General features: G+C 68.7%; 21 protein-coding genes and 2 tRNA genes. 16 read left to right on the forward strand and 7 right to left on the reverse strand.

Features of this window, described 5'->3' with window-relative positions:
• Positions 1-2: 2 nt before the first annotated feature.
• Positions 3-1007 (reverse strand): RluA family pseudouridine synthase, encoded by a 1005-nt coding sequence (locus tag HWX55_RS09440; protein WP_050011483.1) that lies wholly within the window; start codon positions 1005-1007, stop codon positions 3-5.
• A gap of 720 nt (positions 1008-1727) precedes the next feature.
• Here HWX55_RS09440 and HWX55_RS09445 point away from each other — a divergent pair.
• The 6 genes from HWX55_RS09445 (at position 1728) to HWX55_RS09470 (ending at position 9006) form a co-directional block, all read left to right on the forward strand.
• Positions 1728-4916 carry an Rne/Rng family ribonuclease gene (locus HWX55_RS09445; protein WP_175975418.1) on the forward strand — a complete coding sequence of 1063 codons (3189 nt, stop codon included), beginning with the start codon at positions 1728-1730 and terminating at the stop codon, positions 4914-4916.
• Between the two features lie 131 nt (positions 4917-5047).
• On the forward strand, positions 5048-6160 hold the full coding sequence (gene moaA / locus HWX55_RS09450; protein ID WP_175975419.1) for a GTP 3',8-cyclase MoaA: 1113 nt from the start codon (positions 5048-5050) through the stop codon (positions 6158-6160).
• A gap of 23 nt (positions 6161-6183) precedes the next feature.
• Positions 6184-6801, forward strand: coding sequence for a molybdenum cofactor guanylyltransferase MobA (mobA, locus tag HWX55_RS09455; protein WP_175975420.1), 618 nt, complete (start codon positions 6184-6186; stop codon positions 6799-6801).
• 111 nt (positions 6802-6912) lie between these two features.
• Positions 6913-8211, forward strand: coding sequence for a gephyrin-like molybdotransferase Glp (glp, locus tag HWX55_RS09460; protein WP_175975421.1), 1299 nt, complete (start codon positions 6913-6915; stop codon positions 8209-8211).
• 37 nt (positions 8212-8248) lie between these two features.
• Positions 8249-8524: a hypothetical protein gene (locus HWX55_RS09465; RefSeq protein WP_006476519.1), complete on the forward strand. Its 276-nt coding sequence runs from the start codon at positions 8249-8251 to the stop codon at positions 8522-8524.
• On the forward strand, positions 8521-9006 hold the full coding sequence (locus HWX55_RS09470) for a GNAT family N-acetyltransferase (RefSeq protein ID WP_089488268.1): 486 nt from the start codon (positions 8521-8523) through the stop codon (positions 9004-9006). The genes HWX55_RS09465 and HWX55_RS09470 overlap by 4 nt, the downstream gene beginning before the upstream one ends.
• An 82-nt stretch (positions 9007-9088) precedes the next feature.
• On the opposite strand, the gene rmuC is transcribed toward HWX55_RS09470, so the two are convergent.
• From rmuC to pncB, 5 genes are all read right to left on the reverse strand, one after another.
• Positions 9089-10567 (reverse strand): DNA recombination protein RmuC, encoded by a 1479-nt coding sequence (rmuC, locus tag HWX55_RS09475; protein WP_175975422.1) that lies wholly within the window; start codon positions 10565-10567, stop codon positions 9089-9091.
• Complete coding sequence (locus HWX55_RS09480) at positions 10564-11553, reverse strand: D-glycerate dehydrogenase (RefSeq protein ID WP_175975423.1); 990 nt, start codon at positions 11551-11553, stop codon at positions 10564-10566. Before HWX55_RS09480 ends, rmuC begins: the two co-directional genes overlap by 4 nt.
• A gap of 81 nt (positions 11554-11634) precedes the next feature.
• Positions 11635-13065: a sodium:proton antiporter gene (locus tag HWX55_RS09485; RefSeq protein WP_175975424.1), complete on the reverse strand. Its 1431-nt coding sequence runs from the start codon at positions 13063-13065 to the stop codon at positions 11635-11637.
• 43 nt (positions 13066-13108) lie between these two features.
• The gene (locus HWX55_RS09490) at positions 13109-13771 is read right to left on the reverse strand and encodes a lactate utilization protein C (RefSeq protein ID WP_175975425.1); all 663 of its coding nucleotides are present in this window, start codon (positions 13769-13771) and stop codon (positions 13109-13111) included.
• Positions 13772-13858: 87 nt separating this feature from the next.
• Complete coding sequence (gene pncB / locus HWX55_RS09495; protein WP_050011492.1) at positions 13859-15058, reverse strand: nicotinate phosphoribosyltransferase; 1200 nt, start codon at positions 15056-15058, stop codon at positions 13859-13861.
• 288 nt (positions 15059-15346) lie between these two features.
• Between pncB and fdxA the strand changes: the two genes are divergently transcribed.
• From fdxA to HWX55_RS09535, 8 genes are all read left to right on the forward strand, one after another.
• Entirely contained in the window at positions 15347-15670 is a 324-nt protein-coding gene (fdxA, locus tag HWX55_RS09500) for a ferredoxin FdxA (protein WP_011544919.1), read from the forward strand.
• A 106-nt stretch (positions 15671-15776) separates the two neighbouring features.
• Positions 15777-15852, forward strand: a tRNA-Asn gene (locus tag HWX55_RS09505).
• A gap of 72 nt (positions 15853-15924) precedes the next feature.
• A tRNA-Asn gene (locus tag HWX55_RS09510) sits at positions 15925-16000 on the forward strand.
• 128 nt (positions 16001-16128) lie between these two features.
• A complete protein-coding gene (locus HWX55_RS09515; RefSeq protein WP_175975426.1) occupies positions 16129-16614 on the forward strand; it encodes a CreA family protein in 486 nt (161 codons plus the stop codon).
• A 61-nt stretch (positions 16615-16675) separates the two neighbouring features.
• On the forward strand, positions 16676-17563 hold the full coding sequence (locus HWX55_RS09520) for an AraC family transcriptional regulator (protein ID WP_175975427.1): 888 nt from the start codon (positions 16676-16678) through the stop codon (positions 17561-17563).
• 140 nt (positions 17564-17703) lie between these two features.
• Positions 17704-18471 (forward strand): AzlC family ABC transporter permease, encoded by a 768-nt coding sequence (locus tag HWX55_RS09525; protein WP_175975428.1) that lies wholly within the window; start codon positions 17704-17706, stop codon positions 18469-18471.
• Entirely contained in the window at positions 18468-18806 is a 339-nt protein-coding gene (locus HWX55_RS09530; protein WP_175975429.1) for an AzlD domain-containing protein, read from the forward strand. Before HWX55_RS09525 ends, HWX55_RS09530 begins: the two co-directional genes overlap by 4 nt.
• Positions 18807-18966: 160 nt before the next feature.
• Positions 18967-19737 (forward strand): DUF4088 family protein, encoded by a 771-nt coding sequence (locus tag HWX55_RS09535; protein ID WP_175975430.1) that lies wholly within the window; start codon positions 18967-18969, stop codon positions 19735-19737.
• Between the two features lie 127 nt (positions 19738-19864).
• Here the strand turns inward: HWX55_RS09535 and HWX55_RS09540 are convergent, their stop codons facing one another.
• Positions 19865-20266, reverse strand: coding sequence for a hypothetical protein (locus HWX55_RS09540; RefSeq protein WP_050011498.1), 402 nt, complete (start codon positions 20264-20266; stop codon positions 19865-19867).
• Between the two features lie 266 nt (positions 20267-20532).
• Between HWX55_RS09540 and HWX55_RS09545 the strand changes: the two genes are divergently transcribed.
• Together HWX55_RS09545 and norM are read left to right on the forward strand one after the other, a co-directional pair.
• Positions 20533-20751, forward strand: a complete 219-nt coding sequence (locus tag HWX55_RS09545) for an RNA-binding S4 domain-containing protein (protein ID WP_006486208.1) — start codon at positions 20533-20535, stop codon at positions 20749-20751.
• A gap of 167 nt (positions 20752-20918) precedes the next feature.
• Positions 20919-22307: a multidrug efflux MATE transporter NorM gene (gene norM / locus HWX55_RS09550; RefSeq protein ID WP_124557539.1), complete on the forward strand. Its 1389-nt coding sequence runs from the start codon at positions 20919-20921 to the stop codon at positions 22305-22307.
• Positions 22308-22312: the final 5 nt, after the last annotated feature.

Consider the following 22312-nt stretch of genomic DNA (forward strand, 5'->3'; position numbering starts at 1 on the left):
GTTCAGGCGGTATCGCGCAATGCGCTGAGTTGATCGAGGAAGCGCCGGCATTCGGCCGGCAACGGCGCATCGAACTGCAGCGCCTCGCCGGTCAGCGGATGCGCGAGCTTGAGGCGGTGCGCATGCAGGAACATCCGCTTCAGCGACGGCTGCGCATTCGCGCGCGCCAGCGCCTTGTTCAGTGCGAAATCGCCATACTTCGCGTCGCCGGCGATCGGCAGGCCGAGATGCGCGAGGTGCACCCGTATCTGATGGGTCCGACCCGTTTTGAGTTCCGCTTCGACGAGCACATAGTCGGACCAGCGGTCGACGAGGTTGAACACCGTATGCGAGGCCAGCCCGTCGTCCTGCACGCGCACGCGGCGCTCCCCTTCCGGGGTCGAATACTTGAACAGCGGCGCCTTCACCGCGCGGCGCCGGCCCCAGTCGGATTGCCATTCGCCGTGCGCGCACGCGAAGTAGCGCTTGTCCATCCGGTTCTCGCGGATCTGCTCGTGCAGGGCGACGAGCGCCGTGCGCTTCTTCGCGAGCATCAGGATGCCGGACGTCTCGCGGTCGAGCCGGTGCACCAGTTCGAGGAATTTCGCGCGCGGGCGCGCCTGGCGCATCTGCTCGATCACGCCGAACGCGACGCCGCTGCCGCCGTGGACCGCGACCCCGGCCGGCTTGTCGATCACGAGCATCGCGTCGTCCTCGTACAGCACGTCGAAATTCGCGGGCGGCACGACCGGCGTGTCGGCGCGCGCGAGGTCGGCCGCGGCCACGCGCACCGGCGGCACGCGGACGAGGTCGCCCAGTTCGAGGCGGTACTGCGCGTCGATCCGGCCCTTGTTCACGCGCACTTCGCCGCTGCGCAGGATCCGGTAAATATGGCTTTTCGGCACGCCTTTACAGACGCGCAACAGGAAATTGTCGATGCGCTGACCGGCCGAGTTTTCGTCGATCTCGATCATCGATACCTGGCCGCTTGCGACCGAATTCTGGGATATTTTGCCTAACTCATTCATACTGAATATAATTTTGCCCAGCCTGACGTTGTGGGTGGCCTGATCGGCCGGCCCCGGCTGAATTGGGCAAGGCGCAAGCGCAAACCGCTATTTTACTTGCGCCGGGGGCCCGCTGCTCGCCCCTAATCAAAGAGATGCAGCAAGTTGCACGCACGGCGCCGCCCGTCGGCAAGGATCGCGCCCACAGGCGGATTCGGTCGGCAAGGCGCCGCGGTAACGGAAAGTTGGTTGAAAAGAATTTGATCGGCAGCCCGACGGCGCGCAGTGCGTCCGCAGGCTGCCGGTTGCGAAAATTACGGCGTTGCGCCCGATTTGGCCCCGCGAAGCGTGCGGGGCTTGGCGACGTCAAACCAGGGAAGTACACCCCAAGCGGGAAAGTCGGGCTGGATTCGATACTCCCCGCTGCGGCCCAAGCCGCAGCATCTGCCGCCCGTCGGCGCGCGCGACGCATTGCGCGCGCCCGTGGCAATGCCCGGACAGGCTTAGCGCGCTTTTGCAGCGTGCGGTGTGTGAACGCCGTGCTTTGAAGCCGTATTCGCAGGTGCCCTATGGCCGCCGGCCCCGTCTTTCGGGCCCAAGCGCCTCTTCAGGCAATTCTCCCCGCCAGCGTTCCCGCTCCAGCGTGCTCGTGACAACACAACAAGGTGCGGCCTGCCGTCGTTCCCGCCCTCGCGCCTGACAACCGCGAGGCGCCGGCAGCGGAGCCGCCTGGAGTCGTTCATGAAACGCATGCTGTTCAATGCGACGCAGCAGGAGGAGCTGCGCGTCGCCATCGTCGATGGGCAAAAGCTCATCGACATCGACATCGAAACCGCCGGGCGCGAACAGCGCAAAGGCAATATCTACAAAGGTGTCATCACCCGTATCGAGCCGTCGCTCGAAGCGTGCTTCGTCAACTACGGCGAAGACCGCCACGGCTTCCTGCCGTTCAAGGAAGTCGCCCGCCAGTACTTCAAGGACGGCATCGACATGCGCTCCGCGCGCATTCAGGATGCGCTGCGCGAAGGCCAGGAGCTGATCGTCCAGGTCGAGAAGGAAGAGCGTGGCAACAAGGGCGCCGCCCTCACCACCTTCATCTCGCTCGCCGGCCGCTACCTCGTGCTGATGCCGAACAATCCGCGCGGCGGCGGCGTGTCGCGCCGGATCGAAGGCGACGAGCGCCAGGAACTGCGCGAAACGATGGCACAACTGCAGATTCCGGACGGCATGAGCATGATCGCCCGTACCGCGGGCATCGGCCGCAGCGCCGAGGAACTGCAGTGGGACCTGAACTACCTGCTGCAGCTGTGGCGCGCGATCGAAGCGGCGTCGCAAAGCGGCAACGCCGGCCAGCCGATGCTGATCTATCTGGAATCGAGCCTCGTGATCCGCGCGATCCGGGACTATTTCCAGCCCGATATCGGCGAAATCCTGATCGACACGAACGAAATCCACGATCAGGCCCGTGCGTTCATGGACATCGTGATGCCGGACAACGTCGCGAAGGTGAAGCGCTACCACGACGACGTGCCGCTGTTCTCGCGTTTCCAGATCGAGCACCAGATCGAAACCGCGTACTCGCGCACGGTGCCGCTGCCGTCCGGCGGCGCGATCGTGATCGACCACACCGAAGCGCTCGTCGCGATCGACGTGAACTCGGCCCGCGCGACCAAGGGCGCGGACATCGAGGAAACGGCCACCCGCACGAACCTCGAAGCGGCCGACGAAGTCGCCCGCCAGCTGCGCCTGCGCGACCTCGGCGGCCTGATCGTGATCGATTTCATCGACATGGAATCGGCGAAGAGCCAGCGTGAAGTCGAGCAGCGCCTGAAAGACGCGCTCAAGCACGACCGTGCGCGCGTGCAGATGGGCAAGATCTCCCGCTTCGGCCTGATGGAGCTGTCGCGCCAGCGCCTGCGCCCGGCGCTGTCGGAAGGCAGCCACGTGACGTGCCCGCGCTGCAACGGCACGGGCCACATCCGCGACACCGAATCGTCCGCGCTGCAGGTCCTGCGGATCATTCAGGAAGAAGCGATGAAGGAAAACACCGCGGCGATCCACTGCCAGGTGCCGGTCGAGGTGACCGCCTTCTTGCTGAACGAAAAGCGTCAGGAAATCAACAAGATCGAGTCGCGCTTCAAGGTCGGCATCGTGCTGATCCCGAACAAGCACCTCGATACGCCGCACTACAAGCTCGAGCGCCTGCGTCACGACGACGCACGCCTCGACGATCCGCGCGCATCCTGGAAGATGGCCGAGGAAGCGGCCCGCGAGCTCGAGTCGGAAACCGGCTACAGCAAGCGTGCGGCCGAAGTGAAGCCGAAGCAGGAAGCCGCGGTCAAGGGCATCACGCCCGAGCGCCCGGCACCGAGCCCGGCGCCGCAGCGTCCGGTCGAACCCGTTGCGGCCCCCGCCCCGGCGCCCGTCGCTGCGGCAAGCGGCGGCTTCATCGGCTGGCTGAAGGGCCTGTTCGGCGTGTCGCCGGCACCGGCGCCCGCACCGGTCGCGCCGGCCCCGGCGAAGGAGCAGGCAGCCCGTCCGGCGCGCGAACGCACCGAAAAGACCGAGCAGCGCGGCGGCGATCGCAACCGCAACCGTCGCGGCGGCGCCCAGCAGGCGCAAGGCGGCCGCGACCAAGCAGCCGCCGGCCGTGGCCAGCCGCAACGCCAGGAACGCGAAGGCAAGGAAGTGCGCGAACCGCGCGAAGGCCGTGAGCCGCGCGAGGGTCGTGAGCTGCGTGAGGGCCGCGAGGGTCGCGAAAACCGCGAAGGTCGTGAAAACCGTGAGGGTCGCGAAGGCCGCGAGGGCCGTGGCCCGCGCGAAGGTCGCGAGCCGCGTGAAGCCCGTGAGCCGCGCGAACCGCGTGAAAACCGCGAACCGCGCGAGCGCGTCGAACAGCCGGAAGGCGTCGAAGCAGCCGGCCGTGGCGAGCGCCAGGAACGCGGCGAGCGTCGCGAGCGCGGCGAACGCCGCAAGCCGACCCAGCATGCGGCCACGCTCGAAACCGTCACCCGCGGCGAAAACCATCCGGAACCGGAAACCGACAAGGCTGTTGCAGAAGCCCTGCCCGGCGCGGAACTGGCAGCCGATGCGGAAGCCGGCGCACGTGACGGCGAAGAACGCCGCCGTCGCCGTCGCGGCCGCCGCGGCGGTCGTCGCGAGCGCGAGGAAGACGGCGCAATCGACCAGGCCGAGCAAGGCGCCGAAGGCGAAGTCGCGGCGCAAGCCGTGACGCCGGTCGCGGCCGAACCGGCCCACACGGCCGCACCGGCAGTCGTCGCAGCCGTGGCCAGCGCGGTCGCGGTGGAAGCCGTCGCCGAGCAGCATGCCGCACCGGCCGCTGTCGAAGCGCAGCCGGCGCCGGCACACGCCGAAGCGGCTCCGGCCGCCCCGGTCGAGCCCGTCGTCGCCGTCCAGGCAGCAGAACCGGCACCGGTCGCACCGGCGGTCGCGGAAGCGGGCCCGGCGCCGGTCGCGGTATCGCCGACCGATGCGTTCGAAGTGCCGGCGGCCGCTCCGGCTGCTGTCGACGCGCCGCAAGCCGCGCCGGTCGCTGTCGAGGCGCCGCAAGCCGCACCGGTCGAGCCAGCCGCACCGGCCGTCGCGATCGAAGCCGCTCCGGTGGCAGTCGAACCGGCACCGGTCGAAGCCGCGCCTGTCGAAACCGCACCGGTCGAGGCAGCACCGGTGCCGGCACCGGCACCGACGCCGGCTCCCGCACAACCGGCAGCCGCGCCCGCTTCGGCGAGCCTGGATGTCGTGCTGGAGCAGGCCGGTCTCGTCTGGGTGAACACGGACGCCGACAAGTTCGCGGCCGCGCAGGAAGCCGCATCGCGACTCCCGCGCCCGGCCCGCGTGCCGCGCGAACGCAAAGTGCTGCCGCCGGCCGATACGGCCCCGATGCAGCAGGTCGAAACGACGCACCACTGAACGGCGCATCGCACGACCAGGAAAAGCCCGCCTCCGGCGGGCTTTTTCACGTCCGCGCTGCGGGTTTCCGCCCACCGGCCCCGCCGGCCGGTTGCGGCTAAAATAGCAGTCTGGTTCGCACTTCTTCCAACATGTCCCGACGCATCATTCCCCTCGCCGACGTCAGCGGGATGCCGGACGTCTCCGGCGTCGCGCATGCCCCCGACGGCACGCTGGCCGACACGTTCGCCCGGCCGCTGCGCGACCTGCGCATTTCGGTGACGGATCGCTGCAACTTCCGTTGCGTGTACTGCATGCCGCGCGCGGTCTTCGACAAGGACTATCCGTTCCTGCCGCACAGCGCGCTGCTTACGCACGAGGAAATCGAGCGCGTCGCGCGGCTCTTCGTCGCGCACGGCGTCGAGAAGATCCGCATCACGGGCGGCGAGCCGCTGCTGCGCAAGAACCTCGAATTCCTGATCGAGCGGCTCGCGCGCCTGACGACGCACGCCGGCCGCCCGCTCGACCTGACGCTGACGACCAACGGCTCGCTGCTCGCGCGCAAGGCGCGCGCGCTGAAGGACGCCGGGCTCACGCGCGTCACGGTCAGCCTCGATGCGCTCGACGATACGCTGTTCAAGCGCATGAACGATGCGGAGTTCGCGAGCGCCGACGTGCTCGACGGCATCTTCGCCGCGCAGGCCGCGGGCCTCGCGCCGGTCAAGGTCAACATGGTCGTGAAGCGCGGCACCAACGACAGCGAGATCCTGCCGATGGCCGAGCGTTTTCGCGGCACCGGCGTGATCCTGCGCTTCATCGAATACATGGACGTCGGCACGTCGAACGGCTGGAACATGACCGAGGTGCTGCCGTCGGCGGACGTCGTCGCGCGCATCGCCGAACATTTCCCGCTCGTGCCGCTCGAGCCGCACACGGCGGCCGAAACCGCGCAGCGCTGGGGCTATGCGGACGGCAGCGGCGAGATCGGCGTGATCTCGAGCGTCACGCAGGCCTTCTGCGGCGACTGCACGCGCGCGCGGCTGTCGACCGAAGGCAAGCTGTACCTGTGCCTGTTCGCGTCGACGGGGCATGACCTGCGTGCACTGGTGCGCGGCGGCGCGAGCGATGCCGAGATCGCGACCGCGATCGCCCGCATCTGGCAGGCGCGTGGCGACCGCTATTCGCAACTGCGCGGCAGCGCACCGGCCGACGCCGCGCCCGATGGCGCCGGCAAGCGCGTCGAAATGTCGTATATCGGCGGCTGACGCCCCCTTTTCTCCTGCGCACGATGCCCGCTCCCGCCTCCCCGTCGATCGCCGGCCTGCTGCTCGCAGGCGGACGCGCGACCCGCATGGACGGCGTCGACAAGGGCCTGCAACTGCTCGACGGTACGCCGCTCGCGTTGCATGTACTGCGCCGGCTGTCGCCGCAGGTGGACGAAACGCTGATCAGCGCGAATCGCCATGCCGATCGCTATGCCGAACTCGGTGCGCCGTTCGACGCGCGCATCGTCGCCGACGAAACACCCGACTTCCCCGGGCCGCTCGCGGGCCTGCTTGCCGGCATGCGCGCGGCGCGGGCGCCGCTAGTCGCGTGCTCGCCGTGCGATACGCCCTATCTGCCCGCCGACCTCGTCGCGCGGCTGCATGCGGCGCTCGACGCGCAACAGGCCGATATCGCGATGGCGGTCACCGTCGACGCACAGCAGATGCGCTCGCCGCAGCCGACGTTCGCGCTGCTGCGCACGTCGCTCGCGGACGACCTGGCCGCCCGACTAGCGGCCGGCGACCGCAAGGTGCGTGCGTGGTACGCACGCCACACGACGGTCGAAGTCGAGTTTCGCGACGAGCGTGCGTTTTACAATGCCAACTCCTGGCAGGAACTCGCCGCGCTGGCCCGCCGCTGACGGCCCCGCGCCGTTCCCGCCCGGCGTCTGCCGCACGCGAAACCCGCGCCCCGGCACCCTCCTCGCGCCACCGGCCACGAACCCGATACGCCTTGCGGCGCAGTCCGACTGATGATCACGCAATCCTCGCCCGCCCCTCGAACCGCACCCGACCCCGATGCCCCGCTGTCGCTCGCCGGCGCGCAGGCACTCGCGTGCCGCTTCGCGGTGCCCGTCGACGCGTGCGATACGGTGGCGCTGCGCGACGCGCTCGATCGCGTGCTCGCGGCCGACGTGAGCGCGCCGTTCGACATTCCCGCGTACGACAACTCGGCGATGGACGGCTATGCGTTCGACGGCAGCACCGCGGCACGCGCGTCGGCGCAGGGCGAGGTCGCGATGACGGTCGTCGGCGCCGCGTTCGCCGGCCATCCGTTCGACGGCGCCGTGGCGGCCGGTGCATGCGTGCGCATCATGACGGGCGCGCCGATGCCGGCCGGATGCGACACGGTGATTCCACAGGAACGCGTGCGCGTCGACGGCGACACGATTCGCTTCGCCGCGCACGACGTCGCGCGCGGCGCGAACTGCCGCCGGGCCGGCGAGGATCTCGCGCGCGGCGTCTGTGCGCTCGCCGCGGGCCGCATTCTGCGGCCGTCCGATCTCGGCCTGCTCGCGTCGTTCGGCATCGCCGACGTCACGGTGCGCCGGCGCGTGCGCGTCGCCGTGTTCTCGACCGGCGACGAGTTGCGCGAGCCCGGCGAACCGCTCGGCCGCGGCGCGCTGTACGACAGCAATCGCGGGATGCTGATCGCGATGCTCGAAAGACTGCACGTGGACGCGATCGATCTCGGGATCGTCCGCGACGACCCGGCCGCGCTCGAAACCGCGTTGCGCGACGCCATCGCCGCGCAGGCCGATGCGGTAATCACGTCCGGCGGCGTGTCGGTCGGCGAAGCCGATTTCACGCGCGACGTGATGGCCCGGCTCGGCGACGTGACGTTCGCGAGCCTCGCGCTGCGACCGGGCCGCCCGCTCGCGTGCGGTACGCTCGCCCGCGCGGCCGACGGCGCCGGTCGCGCGCTGTTCTTCGGCTTGCCCGGCAATCCGGTCGCGTCCGCCGTGACGTTCCATGCGATCGTGCGCCCCGCGCTGCTGATGCTGGCCGGCGCGCGCACGCCGCCGCCGGCCATGTACACGGCGCTCAGCACGCAACCGTTGAAGAAACGCCCCGGCCGCACCGACTACCTGCGCGGCATCGCGACGCGCGCCGCCGACGGTCAATGGCACGTCGCACCGGCCGGATCGCAAAGCTCGGCGTCGCTGAGCGGTCTCGCGGCCGCCAACTGTTTCATCGTCCTGGGCCACGATTCCGCGGCAATCGACGCGGGCGCCCCGGTCGACATCCTGCCGCTCGACGGCCTGATCTGAATTCCAATCGGTATATCTCTACGGGGGCAATCCGCACATGAAAAAACAAATCTCGTCGATCGCCGCGGGGCAGACCGCCAAGGCGCTGATCCTCGTCTACCTGACGTTCAGCGTGCCGATCGTGCTGCTCGGCATTCTCGTTGCGTATATCCGTTACGGGATGGTCGAGTTGAGCACGATCCTGAGCGCACTGCTGCTGAACGCGATCCTCGGTTTCGTGCTGCTGTGGATCGCGTGCCATGCGTACAACTGGGTCGCATCGCGCTTCGGCGGCATCGAGATCGTGCTGTCCGATCCGCCGGAAGAAGCGTGAGCGGCACGCCGCTGATCCGCGCGGCCGACACGCGCGACGTCGGCGCGATCCTCGCGCTGATGCGCGAGCTGGCCGAGTTCGAAAAACTCACCGAGCTGTTCGTCGCGACCGAAGCCGATCTCGCGGACGCGCTGTTCGGCGAGCATCCTGCCGCCGAGGCACGCGTAGCCGAACAAGACGGCACGATCGTCGCGTACGCGCTGTTCTTCCACAACTATTCGACGTTCCTCGGCCGCCGCGGGCTCTATCTCGAGGATCTGTACGTGCAGCCGTCGCAGCGCGGCACGGGCCTGGGCACCGCGATGCTGCGCCATCTCGCGGCGCTCGCCGTCGAGCGCCGTTGCGCGCGCTTCGAATGGTCAGTGCTCGACTGGAATCAGCCGGCGATCGATTTCTACGAGAAGATGGGCGCGACCGTGCTGCCTGAGTGGCGCATCGTGCGCGTGACGGGCGACGCGCTGGACACGCTCGCCGCGCATTGAGCGCGAGCCGGCTGCACCGGTGACCGCTGCAAAAGAAAACGGGCGCCCGTTTCTTCTGTCCGACAGTTGCCGGCAACGCGCGTCACGCGTCGTCCGCGTCGGCGCCTTCGGCCTCTTCCGCGCCGAGCAACCCGGCCGCCGTATCGCCCGGCAACGCCTCGACCTGCTTCAGCTTGCGGTTCATCACACGTGTGCGCTGCTCGGCGGACTCGATCGAGCGCGTGACCGTTTCGAGCTGCGCCTTCGTGCGCGCGAGCACGTCGCCGAACTTGCCGAACTCCGTCTTGACCGCACCGAGCACCTGCCACACCTCGCTCGAGCGCTGCTCGATCGCGAGCGTGCGGAACCCCATCTGCAGGCTGTTCAGCAGTGCGGTAAGCGTGGTCGGCCCCGCGACCGTCACGCGATAGTCGCGCTGCAGCAGGTCGGTCAGCCCCGGACGGCGCAGGATCTCCGCATAGAGCCCCTCGGTCGGCAGAAACAGCAGCGCGAAATCGGTCGTGTACGGCGGCGCGACGTACTTCTCGGCGATCGTGCGCGCCTCCATCCGCACCCGCGCCTCGAGCGCACGCGCCGCCTCCTCGACAGCCACCGCATCGGCGCGCTCCTGCGCGTCGATCAGCCGCTCGTAGTCTTCGCGCGGGAATTTCGCGTCGATCGGCAGCCACACCGGCGACGCGTCGCGCGTGCCGGCGTCCCGCCCCGGCAGCCGGATCGCGAATTCGACGCGCTCGGTACGCTTCGGCACCGTCGCGACGTTCTTCGCGTACTGGTCGGGCGTCAGCATCTGTTCGAGCAGCGCCTCGAGCTGCACCTCGCCCCAGGTGCCGCGCGTCTTCACGTTGGTCAGCACCTTCTTCAGATCGCCGACGCCGGCCGCGAGCGTCTGCATCTCGCCGAGCCCGCGATGCACTTGTTCGAGCCGGTCCGACACGAGCTTGAACGATTCGCCGAGCCGCTGCTCGAGCGTCGCGTGCAGCTTCTCGTCGACGGTGCGGCGCATCTCCTCGAGCTTCGCCGCGTTGTTCGTCTCGATTTCCTTCAGCCGCTGTTCGAGCGTCGCACGCACCTCGCCGATCCGGCGGTCGTTCGCCTCGGTCAGTTGCGTGAGCTGCCGGTTCAGCGTGTCGCCGAACAGCCGCAGCGCGCCCGTCTGCTCCTCGCGCGCCTGTTGAGCCTGGCGCTGCACGCTCTCGCGCATCGCGTCGAACTGCTGCGCGTTGCCGGCGACGAGCTTGCCGAGCTGCTGCGCGAACCCCTCGATCTGGTTGTTCTGCACGGTCGCGACGCTCGTCAGTTGCGCGGCGAGCGTCTGCTGCAACTGGGCGAAGCTGCCGGCCAGCTCGGTACGCGAGCCGCGTGCGTTCTCGACGATCTCGCCGCGCAATTCGCGTTCGAGCCGCTCGACCGCGCGCGCCTGCGCATGCGCGGCGTCCTCGATCTGGTCGCCGAGCACGGCCGCGTCGTCGTGGCGGCCGCCGCCGCGCACGAGCGCGACGATCGCCACCGCGAGCGCGACGGCCAGCACGACGACCGCCGCAAGCAACAACGTCGTCGTCATGCGCGCGGCTTCCCGATCACGTCAGGGTTGATCGGATTCGGCGGCTGCCCCGCACGCGGCCCCTCGCCGAGCGCGGCGATCAGGTTGTCGGCGGCGAGATTGGCCATCGCGCGGCGAGTCTTTTCGGTCGCGCTCGCGATATGCGGCGTCAGCACGACGTTCGGCACCTCGAGCAGCGCCGGATGCACGGTCGGCTCGCCCTCGTACACGTCGAGGCCGGCCGCGGCGATCGTCCCGTCGCGCAGCGCGGCGGCCAGCGCCGCGTCGTCGACGATCCCGCCGCGCGCGATGTTGGTCAGCGTCGCCGTGGGTTTCATCTTCGCGAGCTCGGCCGCGCCGATCGTGTGATGGTTCTCCTTCGTGTACGGCAGCACGAGCACGACATGATCGGCGCGCGCGAGCAGCGCATCCTTCGACACGTATTCGGCATTCAGCTCGGCCTCGATCTCGGGCGCGACGCGCGACCGGTTGTGATAGATCACCTGCATCCCGAAACCGCGCGCGCGGCGCGCGAGCGCCTGGCCGATACGGCCCATCCCGATCACGCCGAGCGTCGAACCGTAGATGTCGCTGCCGAGGAAGCCGTCGTACGCCCACTTCCGCCAGTGACCGGCGCGCAGCCAGTGTTCGGATTCGGCGATCCGGCGCGCGGCGGCCATCATCAGCGCCCAGCCGAAATCGGCGGTCGACTCGTTCAGCACGTCGGGCGTGTTGGTGCCGAGCACGTTCGCCGCGTTGAATGCGGCCATGTCGAAGTTGTTGTAGCCGACCGCCATGTTCGCCACGACCCGCAGGCGCGGCGCCGCCGCGAGCGTGGCCGCGCCGACCGGGTCGCCGGCCGTCAGCGCGCCGTCCTTGTCGGCCAGACGCGCGGCGAGCGCGTCGGGCGCGAGCGCGTCGCCGTCGTTCCAGTCGACGTCGAAATACTGCTTGAGCCGTTCGATCACGTCCGGAAAGATCGGACGCGCGACCAGGATCTTCTGCATCGCCATCTCCGCATGCCGCGGACGGATCGCGGCGCGCGATGCGCCGCCGGTGCCGCCCGCTCGGGGTTGAAAAACGTCAGCTTACGCCGTGAAGAAAAGCCACGACGTCAGCAGGAATACCGGTATCAGCACGACGAGCGCCCAGCCGAGATACGCGAAGAAGCTCGGCATCTTCACGCCGCGCGATTCGGCGATCGCCTTCACCATGAAGTTCGGCGCGTTGCCGATATAGCTGTTCGCGCCCATGAACACCGCGCCGGCGGAAATCGCGGCGAGCGTCGACGCGCCGGTCGTCATCAGCGTCTGCGCGTCGCCGCCCGCGAGGTTGAAGAACACGAGGTAGGTCGGCGCGTTGTCGAGGAACGACGACAGGATGCCGGTCGCCCAGAAGTACATCGCGTCGACCGGCTTGCCGTCGGGGCCCGTGACGAGATGGACGATCTGCGCGAACGCGCCGTCCGCACCCGCGCGCAAGATCACGATCACCGGCGCGATCGTCACGAAGATGCCCGCGAACAGCTTCGCGACTTCCTCGATCGGCGCCCAGTTGAACGCGTTGCCGTCGCGCGCGGAACGCGGCGTCAGCGCGAGCGACGCGAGCGTCACGACCACGAGCGCGACGTCGCGCACGAGATTCTGCAGCGCGACGTGCGTGCCCCACACGTCGAACGAGATGCCCGGCTTCCACACGCCGCTCATCAGCACGAGCGCGATCACGGCCGCCAGCAGCACGAAGTTGATCTTGCCGTCGATCGACAGCCCCGCGCCGTCGGGCGTCGGATCGAGCGCGGCCGGCCGCTCCTCGCCGCCCTTCCGGTAGAAGTACGTATCGAGCGCGAAGAACAGCGTCAGCAGCACCACGCAGATGAACAGCATCGGCAGCGCGAGATGGGTGGTCGTCCAGAAGAAGCTCACGCCGTTCAGGAAGCCGAGGAACAGCGGCGGATCGCCGAGCGGCGACAGCGAGCCGCCCGCGTTCGCGACGAGGAAGATGAAGAAGATCACGACGTGCACGACATGCTTGCGGTTGTCGTTGGCGCGCAGCAGCGGCCGGATCAGCAGCATCGCGGCGCCCGTCGTGCCCATCACGCTCGCGAGCAGCGTGCCGAGCGCGAGGATCGCGGTATTCAGCTTCGGCGAACCGTGCAGGTTGCCGTTCACGCAGATGCCGCCCGCGACCGTATAGAGCGCGGTGAGCAGCACGATGAACGGAATGTATTCCTCGAGCAGCGCATGCACGAGCGTGCCGAACGCGGCGCCGGCGCCGAACGCGAGCGCGAACGGCGCGAGGAACACGATCGCCCAGCCGGCCGCGATCTTGCCGAAGTGGTGATGCCAGAACACCGGGGCGACGAGCGGGAACAGCGCGATGGACAGCAGGATCCCGGCGAACGGGATGCCCCAGAGCGCGGACAGCGTGGCACCGTCGAGCGTGGCGGCCGATGCGAGCGCGGGAGCGGCGCCAAGCGCGATTCCCGACGCCATGCCCGCCCAGGCGGCATGTCGTTTCATGCGGAACTTCCTTGTTCGAGTAACGGTGAATGCGGCAGGCGCGTCATGCGCCCCGTACGACGATCGCGTGCACGCGGTACGGGCCGTGTGCGCCCAGAATGATCGTTTGCTCGATGTCGCCCGTGCGCGACGGGCCCGACACGAAATTGACCGCGCGCGGCAGCTCGCCGCGCTCCGCGCGAATCAGCGCGAATGCGTCTTCATGACCGGCGACGATGCGCGACGCCGGCACGATCGCGATGTGGGTTTCCGGCAGCAGGCCGGCCGATGCGTAAGTGTCGGGACCGGACAGCAGCACGAGCGACCCCGTTTCGGCGGTCGCGCAGAAGCAGCCAGTCAGGCCGACGAGATCGCCGTCGCGCGGCTTGCGGCACTCGACCGACAGGCCGGCGCCGGCCCAGTCGAAATCGGCCAGCGTACGCCATGCGACGGCCCGCGTCGGCAGACCCTGAGCGGCAAGATAGCGGGCGGCGGCAGCAGGCACGTCGGCCAGCGTCGCGACTTCGTCGACCGTGGTCGACAGGCGCCCCGCTTCGTCGACGAAAGCGGCGACGAGATCGGTCGGTGTCGGCGGGCGCGGGCCCTGCGGATGCCGCGCGAGATAGTCGGCGACGCCGTCGCGCTCCGCTGCATCGGGTTCGGCCGCGCGCCCCTGCGCCGCGCGAATGCGCGCGAGGATCTGGCGACGGGCGGCGGAAGTGTCCATGAACGGTCCTCGTGACGTTGGCGTGCAATACGTCGGATTATACCGGCCACCCCTGCCGCGACACACCTTCGGCCGAACGGCCAACGCCTACTTCGACGCGTCTTCCTCGACCGGCTGCGCGATGCCGAACACCTGGCGCAGGTACGCGAGATAGGCCTTGTCGTCGCACATGCTCTTGCCCGGCGAATCCGACAGCTTCGCGACCGGCTGGCCGTTGCAGCGAACCATCTTGATCACGATCTGCAGCGGCACGTAGCCGAGATCGTTGGTGAGGTTGGTGCCGACGCCGAACGCGAGCTTGCAGCGGCCGCGGAACCGTTCGTACAGCTGCATGACCTTCGGGATGTCGAGCGCGTCCGAGAACACGAGCACCTTGGTGCGCGGATCGCAGCGGTTCGCCTCGTAGTGGCGCAGCATCCGCTCGCCCCAGTCGAACGGATCGCCCGAATCGTGGCGCGCACCGTCGAACAGCTTGCAGAAATACATGTCGAAGTCGTTCAGGAACGCGTCCATCCCGTAGACGTCCGACAGCGCGATCCCGAGGTCGCCGCGATATTCCTTCGCCCACATCTCGAAGCCGTAGATCTGCGAGTCGCGCAGCCGCGGGCCGAGCGCCTGGCACGCCTGCAGGTATTCGTGCGCCATCGTGCCGAGCGGCGTGATGTCGTGCTTCATCGCGTACAGCACGTTGCTCGTGCCCGCGAACTGCGGGCCGAGCCCGTCGCGCAGCGTGAGCGCGACTTCCTCGTGCCACACCTTCGAGAAGCGCCGGCGCGTGCCGTAGTCGGCGATCTTGCAGTCGGCGAACTCGGGCTTCGCGCCGAGCAGCTTGATCTTCTCGCGCAGCCGCTCGCGCCCTTCGCGATAGTCGGGCTCGCGCTGCGTGTTGCGGAAATAGACTTCGTTGACGATCGCGAGCACCGGGATCTCGAACAGGATCGTGTGCAGCCACGGCCCCTCGATCACGACGTCGATCTCGCCGTTGCCCTTCGGCGACGGCGTGATCGAGATGTATTTCTCGTTCAGGTGGAACAACGCGAGGAAGTCGACGAAGTCGCTCTTGATGAAGCGCATCCGCCGCAGGTAGTCGAGTTCGACGTCGGAAAAGCGCAGCGAGCACAGGCCGCGCACCTCGTCGCGAATCTCGTCGATGTACGGCACGAGATCGACGCCGGGCGTGCGGCAGCGGAACCGGTATTCGACGTTTGCAGCGGGAAAGTGATGCAGGACGACCTGCATCATCGTGAACTTGTAGAGATCCGTGTCCAGCAGCGAAGTGATGATCATGATGACGGCAGCGCCAATATCGTGACAGGGCACCGGCGCACCGCGCGCCGCCCGGTCTGTCGGCCATGTTACCCGAATGCGGGCCGGACCATCGTGAAACCGCCCCGCCGCCCTTGCCGCATCGTGCCGGCGCCCGACGTGCGGGTACCCGTCTCGCACATCCCATAAACTAATCACGAAACGATATAAGCCGGATAGCCGACCTCGTCATGCGGGTTTGGCGCTTCAGTTACAATGCCGCTTTTGGCGCAAACGCCACCCCATATACCGCCAAGCAGGAGCGTTTTAATGACTCACGTTGTGACCGAAGGCTGCATCAAGTGCAAATACACGGATTGCGTGGATGTGTGCCCGGTGGATTGCTTCCGTGAAGGTCCCAACTTTCTCGCCATCGATCCGGACGAGTGCATCGACTGCGCCGTGTGCGTCGCCGAATGCCCGACCAATGCGATCTATGCCGAAGAAGACGTTCCGGGCGACCAGCAGCAGTTCACCGAGCTGAACGCCGAGCTGGCGAAGAACTGGCCGTCGATCACGAAGACCAAGCCGGCGCCGGCCGACGCGGACGAGTGGAAGGACGTGCAGGACAAGCTGCACCTGCTCGAGCGCTGATCGCACGGCGGCGCCCGCAAAAAAATTTCATGCGTCGCGGCTTCGAAGTGTTGACAGGTTAGCGAACACTCCATACAATCTCGTTTCTCTGCTGTTGCTTGTTTGTTCCCCGATAGCTCAGTCGGTAGAGCGCCGGACTGTTAATCCGTAGGTCCCTGGTTCGAGCCCAGGTCGGGGAGCCAAAAACGCAAAAGCCCGTTGAAAGTGGACGGGTTTTTTGTTGGAAAACACAGCACGCAGATGTACCGATTTATTCCCCGATAGCTCAGTCGGTAGAGCGCCGGACTGTTAATCCGTAGGTCCCTGGTTCGAGCCCAGGTCGGGGAGCCAAATAGCGAAAGGCCCGTCATTCGACGGGCCTTTTGTTTTTCCGGCCACCTTGTCCGCCTTCCTGCGTTGCGTGCCCCGGTCATGCGCATGCTAGAGTCTCTGTCCCGCATCCGCATCCGGTTCCGTCGATGAAGCATCGCCTCCTCCGTTTCGCCCCCGCTGCCCTCCTGCTCTCCGCCGTCGTCGCCGCACCGCTCGCGCACGCGGAGGAAGTCGGCAGCGTCAACACCCATTTCCGCGTCACGGGTTCCGATCGCGTGGTCGTCGAGGCCTATGACGATCCGGTCGTGAACGGCGTGACCTGCTACGTGTCGCGCGCGCGCACCGGCGGGATCAAGGGCACGCTCGGCGTCGCCGAGGATCCGAGCGAAGCGTCGATCGCGTGCCGGCAGGTCGGCCCGATCAGCTTCAAGGAACCGCTCAAGCAGCAGGCCGACGTGTTCAGCGAACGCATGTCGTTCATCTTCAAGACGCTGCACGTCGTGCGCGTGGTCGACAAGAAACGCAACACGATCGTCTATCTGACCTACAGCGACCGCATCGTCAGCGGCAGCCCGAAGAACGCCGTCACCGCGGTGCCGATGCCGGCCGGCACGACGATTCCGGTCAAGTAAGCCCGCACCCGCCGGGGGCGCGAGCGATACACTGTCGGTTCGACCGCTCCCGCGCCCGATCATGTCCGCCACCCGCCTTCCCGATTCCGCACGCTACTGGCGCACGCCGCTCGTGCCGGACGCGGACCTACTCACGGCCACCTATCGCGATCACGCGTTCGCGCCCCACTGGCACGATGCGTACACGATCCCCGTGATTCTCGAAGGCGCGGAACGCTTCACCTATCGCGGCAACGGCTATGTCGCCGAAACGGGCACCGTGCCCGTGATCAATCCCGGCGAAGTGCATACGGGGTCGCGTGCCGCCGACGAGGGCTGGTGCTATCGCGTCAGTTACATGCCGGTGGAATTCATCCGCGAACTCGCGAGTGCAGTCGCGGGCCGCCCGCAGGATGCGCCATGGTTCGCCCCCGGCGTGATCCGCGACGCCGATCTGGCGGCCCGGCTCACGCTCGCGCATCGGATGCTGGAAGCCGGCAGCGAGCGCGCGCTGTCGTCGCATGCGGCCGACGGTCCGGCTACCGACGCGCCGCGCGTCTACGATCCGCTCGCCGCCGAAACCGCGATGCTCGACGCGCTGTCGACGCTGATCGTGCGCCATGCCGACGTGCGGCCGCAGCCGGCGCCACTCGCGGCCGACGAACCGCGCGTCGACGCGATGCGCGAGCGGCTCGCCGCCGATCTGACGTCCGCGGTGACGCTCGACGACGTTGCGCAGGCGGTCGGCCTGTCGCCGTTCCACGCCGCGCGTCTGTTCACGCGTACGACCGGCATGCCGCCGCATGCGTGGCGCAACCAGCTGCGGCTGCAGCGCGCGCTGGCGCCGCTGCGCGCGGGCGTGCCGGTCGCCGATGTCGCCGCGGCCAGCGGCTTCGTCGACCAGAGCCACTTCACGCGGCATTTCAAACGGATGTTCGGCGTGCCGCCCGGGCGCTGGCAGGCAAGCTGACGCGCGGCGTCCCGCCGTCGTCGGTCGGACCGCACCGCGCAGCGACCCGCCGCGCCGGCCGACACTCGGGCACCGGCCCCGCTCCCGCGAGCGCAAGAACATACAAGCCGGCCCGCCACCGGCCCGCTATCCTCCCGCTCATGGAGGAGCGCTACTTGAACGAGACACCCGCCTCACCCCCGCGCCGCCCGCTCAACGAATGGCTCGACGGCGCGCGCGACACGATTCCGATGATGATCGGCGCCGCGCCGTTCGGCGTGATTTTCGGCACGCTCGTCGGCAGCGGCCCGCTTGCCGCCTGGCACGGCGCGCTGATGTCGCTCGCCGTGTTCGCGGGCTCCGCGCAGTTCATCGCGCTCGGCCTGATCGCCGGCAGCGCGAGCTTCGTCGTGGTGCTCGCCACGACGCTGATCGTGAACCTGCGCCACCTGCTGTACAGCGCGACGCTCGCGCCCTATGTCGCACACTTGCCGCTGCGCTGGCGCGCGACGCTCGGCGCGTTGATGACCGACGAAGTGTTCGCGGTCGCCTACGGGCACTACCGGCACTATCCGCCCGGCACGATCGGCCCCCACTACTTTTTCGGCTCCGGGCTCGCGATGTACCTGAACTGGCAGGTCTGGACGCTCGCGGGCATCGGCTTCGGCACGGCGTTCCCGGGCCTGCAGTCGCTCGGCCTCGACTTCGCGATGGCGGCGACCTTCATCGCGATCGTCGTCCCGCAGCTCGGCACGCTGCGCTACTTCGCGGCGGCCGCGACGGCCGGCACGCTCGCGTACTTCTGGCAGGGCTGGCCGTACAAGCTCGGGCTGCTCGGCGCGGTCGCCGCCGGCGTCGCGATCGGCGTCGTGCTCACGCTGCGGCACGATCGCACGCGGGCCCGCTCTCGCCCGGAGGCCGCATCGTGAACTACGCGCTGTTGATCCTCGGGATGGCCGTCATCACGTACGCGATCCGCTCGACGCTGTTCCTGTTCGGCGAGCGGCTGACGTTCCCGCCGCTCGTGCGGACAGCGCTCGGCTTCGTGCCGGTCACCGTGCTGACCGCGATCATCGTGCCGATGACCGTCTCGCCGCACGGCGGCACGGCCGAGCTGACGTGGCGCAATCCGCAGCTCGTCGGCGCGCTCGCGGCCGTGCTCGTGTCGGCCGCGACCCGCCGGCCGCTCGTCACCATCGCGGCCGGGCTCGCGGTGTTCTTCCTGTGGCAAGGGGTCGTCATCCCGCACTGGCTGCCCGCCTGAGCGCACGCTCCATCGCGCGCGCTCAAGTTTCCGCGCGGCGCGCCGATATAGGAGAGGAAGACCCGCCACCAGCCCCGGCGCGCATCGGTCAGTCGGCGCTGCGCCCGCTCCGGTGCGCCGTGCCGGCGCCGGCTTGCGCGGGCCGCCATCGAGATGATTCATGGGCCAGATCACCCTTTCCCTCAAGGACGACACGCTCGAGTCCCTGCGCAAGGACTACGACGCGTTCGTGCGTGTGTCGCTGAAACTCGACCCGCAATTCGCGACGCCGTCGTTCGAGGATTTCCTGCGCGCCAAGCTGCTCGACAACATGGTGCCGCTGACCGAGCACGCCGTGCAGCGGATGCTGCAGGGCGGCCAGTACGCATGGGCCAAGCGCACGCTCGACAAGGAATTTCCGGACGTCGTCGCGATCCTGATGCGGCAGGCCGGCGAATTCGGCTTCGGCTTCGCGTCGCGCTCCGAATGGACGCCCGACGAGCTCGCGAAGGCATGCCGCGACTGGGCGAAGGCGATCGTCGCCGAAGCACAGGGCGACGCGTCGCTGATCGACCCGCTCGCGTCGCAGATCAAGGCGGCGGCGCAGGACATCCAGACGCTCGAGGAACTGATGCAGACGCCTGCGTGGCGGCTCGCGGAATCGCTGCGGCAGCGGATCTACGAGGCCAAGCTCGCGTGCGAGATGAGCGTCGGCAGCACCGCGCGCGACAAGCTCGGCGAACTGCGCGGGCTGCTGCGGCTCGGGCTCGCGCACGGCTCGTTCCAGAAGCAGGAAGCGCAGCAGATCATGGAATACCTGCGGCTGTTGAAGCCGGAGATCTTCGTCGAGGAACCGTACGACGTCTTCGCGCGCCTCGCCGCGTGGCTGCGCAGCGTATTCACGCCGGCTGCGCTGCGGCCGGGCCAGGGGCAAGGCCAGCGCCGGCCGTAAGCGCGTCCCGCTGAACGTATTACCCACGAAAACGGCCCGATTCGCGCGAAGCGAACCGGGCCGCCGGACGATCGCCCGTCGCGACGCGCCGTCCGAAGGCGAGCGTCGCGACGGCGCCGGACACCGCTTACTGCGTGGCGCCCTGCGCCGATGCACCACCCTGCGCGCCGACCGAGGCGCCGCCTTCGGTCGCGTCGTCGGCCTTCTTCTTGGCCGAGCCCGCATGGCTCTTGGCCGACTTCGCCGCATGCTTCGTGTGCTTCTTGGTCGAATGGACGGCCGACGACGTCGTATCCTTCGCGCCATCGGCTGCCGCGCCGACCGCATCGGTCGCGCCGCCCGTCGCATTGCCCGACGCGTTCGCGCCGGCACCACCCTGGACGCCTGCGCCAACACCTGCCGCCGGGGCCTGCGTCTGTACGCCGGCACCCGCCGCGCCTTGCGCCGTCGTGCCCGTCTGGGCGAATGCGGCCGAAGTGGCGAACGCCGTCAGCGCGGCACCGATCAGCATCGTACGAATCTTGGACATGGCAATTCTCCTCAAGAAGTTGTGCGCCCGGTCCGCAGCGATGCGGACCGTCGCGTTCCCGCCGCAACACGCAGCAGGTACGACAGAAGACCCGCGGCCCGCGCGGCCGGTTCGCGAATCTCTCAGACTGTTACCCACCGTTTCATTTGCTGACGAATCGCTCACAGTCCTTTACAACGTGCGGCGGCGGCCCGCGCTCGCGTGCCGGCCCGCGGTGCCGTATGATGCGGAGCGTTTCCTCCCGCGCACCGCGCACCTTCCTCGTCATGCCCAATCTGGATTTCACGCTGACCGGCGAATACGTCGAGCTGCACAACCTTCTCAAGATCACCGGCCTCGCGGACAGCGGCGGCACCGCGAAGCTGATCGTCGCGTCCGGCGCGGTGAAAGTCGACGGCGCGGTCGAGCTGCGCAAGACCTGCAAAATCCGCGCGGGTCAGGTCGTGCTGCTCGGCGACACGCGCATCGCGGTACGCGAGGCATAGCGCCCGTTCACGCTGATAACGGGCTTGCGCAGGCCCTGGCCGTTCCCCTGCCCGCGACATGGCCATCGGCGCACGCGTTCGACACGGTACGAATAAAGCCGTAAGCTAGCCGTCTCTCAAAATAACGACATACAGCGCGGGCCCGCACCCGCGCGAGCGCCCATTCCATGTCGCATTCCGGTCTCACGCGGACGGCCGCCGCGCCGCCGTCCCTGTCCAGTCACGCCGCCGATACCGCGCGCCTCGCCGCCCCGCTCGCGATCGCGCAACTGTCCCAGATGGCGATGAGCGTCACCGACACGGTGCTGCTCGGTTCGCTCGGCCCCGATTCGCTCGCGGCGGGCGGGCTCGGCGCGAACTTCTTCTTCGTGATCGTGACGATCCTGCAAGGCGTGCTGTCGTCGGTCAGCGTGAGCGTCGCGCACGCGCGCGGCGCGCAGGCCGAGGATCGCGTGCCGCACATCTACTGGACGGGCTTCGCGCTGTCCGTGCTGCTCGCGATTCCGGCGATCGTCGCGCTGTCGCTGGCCGAACCGATCCTGCTGATGTTCCACGAGCCGCCGCTGCTCGCGCATCACGTCGGCGAATACACGGGCATCCTGCGCTTCGCGGCGCTCGGCAGCCTGATCGGCGTCGGGCTGATGCGCGCGTTCCTGCCGGCGATCGGTGCCGCGCGGCGGCTGTTGTGGGTATCGATCGGCGGCGTCGGCGTCAACGGCGTGCTGAACTACGGGCTGATCCACGGCGCATTCGGACTGCCGCGCCTCGGCTTTCTCGGCTCGGCCGTCGCGACGACGATCACGATCTGGCTCACCGCGCTCGCGCTGATCTGGCTGCTGCACGGCCGGCAGCGCTTCCGCCATTTCGTGACCGCCGCGCGCCCGAAGCTGCCCGTGATGGGCGAACTGATCGGCATCGGCTGGCCAGTCGCGATCACGTACGGCGTCGAATCGACGCTGTTCCTCGCCACCGGCCTCACCGTCGGCGTGCTGGGCGCGACGTCGCTCGCCGCGCACCAGATCGCGCTGAACGTCGCGTCGGTGTCGTTCATGGTGCCGCTCGCGATCGGCCAGGCGGCCAACGTGCGCGTCGGCTACTGGATCGGCGCAGGCTCGCCCGTCGCCGCGCGGCACGCGGGCTTCGTCGCGCTCGCGCTCGGCGTCGGCTTCATGTCGCTGTCCGGCCTCGTGATGATCGTCGCGCCGCATACGATCGTCGGCCTGTACCTGCACCTCGACGACCCGGCCAACGCGGCCACGGTGTCGCTCGCCGCGTCGCTGCTCGGCATCGCCGCGGTGTTCCAGATCGTCGACGGGATGCAGACCGTCGGGTCCGGTGCGCTGCGCGGCCTGAAGGACACGCGCATCCCGATGCTCGCCGCGACCCTCGGCTACTGGGGCATCGGCTTCCCGACCGGCTACTGGTTCGCCTTCCACGCGGGCCTGGGCGCGCGCGGCCTGTGGTGGGGGCTCGCGGCGGGCCTCGCGAGCGTCGCCGTGCTGATGGCATGGCGCTTCCACCGCAAGACCGCGTCGCTGATCGCGGCGGCGCGCTAGCGCCG

Source organism: Burkholderia sp. BCC1047, assembly GCF_902833155.1.
Lineage (GTDB): Bacteria > Pseudomonadota > Gammaproteobacteria > Burkholderiales > Burkholderiaceae > Burkholderia > Burkholderia sola.

Bases quoted from the DNA above. Each gene is read 5' to 3' on its own strand.
- mobA (WP_175975420.1), top strand. From the start codon at position 6,184: ATGCCCGCTCCCGCCTCCCCGTCGATCGCCGGCCTGCTGCTCGCAGGC.
- HWX55_RS09440 (WP_050011483.1), bottom strand. From the start codon at position 1,007: ATGAATGAGTTAGGCAAAATATCCCAGAATTCGGTCGCAAGCGGCCAG.
- HWX55_RS09525 (WP_175975428.1), top strand. From the start codon at position 17,704: ATGGAGGAGCGCTACTTGAACGAGACACCCGCCTCACCCCCGCGCCGC.
- rmuC (WP_175975422.1), bottom strand. From the start codon at position 10,567: ATGACGACGACGTTGTTGCTTGCGGCGGTCGTCGTGCTGGCCGTCGCG.
- pncB (WP_050011492.1), bottom strand. From the start codon at position 15,058: ATGATCATCACTTCGCTGCTGGACACGGATCTCTACAAGTTCACGATG.
- HWX55_RS09480 (WP_175975423.1), bottom strand. From the start codon at position 11,553: ATGCAGAAGATCCTGGTCGCGCGTCCGATCTTTCCGGACGTGATCGAA.
- HWX55_RS09520 (WP_175975427.1), top strand. From the start codon at position 16,676: ATGTCCGCCACCCGCCTTCCCGATTCCGCACGCTACTGGCGCACGCCG.
- fdxA (WP_011544919.1), top strand. From the start codon at position 15,347: ATGACTCACGTTGTGACCGAAGGCTGCATCAAGTGCAAATACACGGAT.
- HWX55_RS09515 (WP_175975426.1), top strand. From the start codon at position 16,129: ATGAAGCATCGCCTCCTCCGTTTCGCCCCCGCTGCCCTCCTGCTCTCC.
- HWX55_RS09465 (WP_006476519.1), top strand. From the start codon at position 8,249: ATGAAAAAACAAATCTCGTCGATCGCCGCGGGGCAGACCGCCAAGGCG.
- HWX55_RS09490 (WP_175975425.1), bottom strand. From the start codon at position 13,771: ATGGACACTTCCGCCGCCCGTCGCCAGATCCTCGCGCGCATTCGCGCG.
- HWX55_RS09535 (WP_175975430.1), top strand. From the start codon at position 18,967: ATGGGCCAGATCACCCTTTCCCTCAAGGACGACACGCTCGAGTCCCTG.
- glp (WP_175975421.1), top strand. From the start codon at position 6,913: ATGATCACGCAATCCTCGCCCGCCCCTCGAACCGCACCCGACCCCGAT.
- moaA (WP_175975419.1), top strand. From the start codon at position 5,048: ATGTCCCGACGCATCATTCCCCTCGCCGACGTCAGCGGGATGCCGGAC.
- norM (WP_124557539.1), top strand. From the start codon at position 20,919: ATGTCGCATTCCGGTCTCACGCGGACGGCCGCCGCGCCGCCGTCCCTG.
- HWX55_RS09540 (WP_050011498.1), bottom strand. From the start codon at position 20,266: ATGTCCAAGATTCGTACGATGCTGATCGGTGCCGCGCTGACGGCGTTC.
- HWX55_RS09445 (WP_175975418.1), top strand. From the start codon at position 1,728: ATGAAACGCATGCTGTTCAATGCGACGCAGCAGGAGGAGCTGCGCGTC.
- HWX55_RS09485 (WP_175975424.1), bottom strand. From the start codon at position 13,065: ATGAAACGACATGCCGCCTGGGCGGGCATGGCGTCGGGAATCGCGCTT.
- HWX55_RS09545 (WP_006486208.1), top strand. From the start codon at position 20,533: ATGCCCAATCTGGATTTCACGCTGACCGGCGAATACGTCGAGCTGCAC.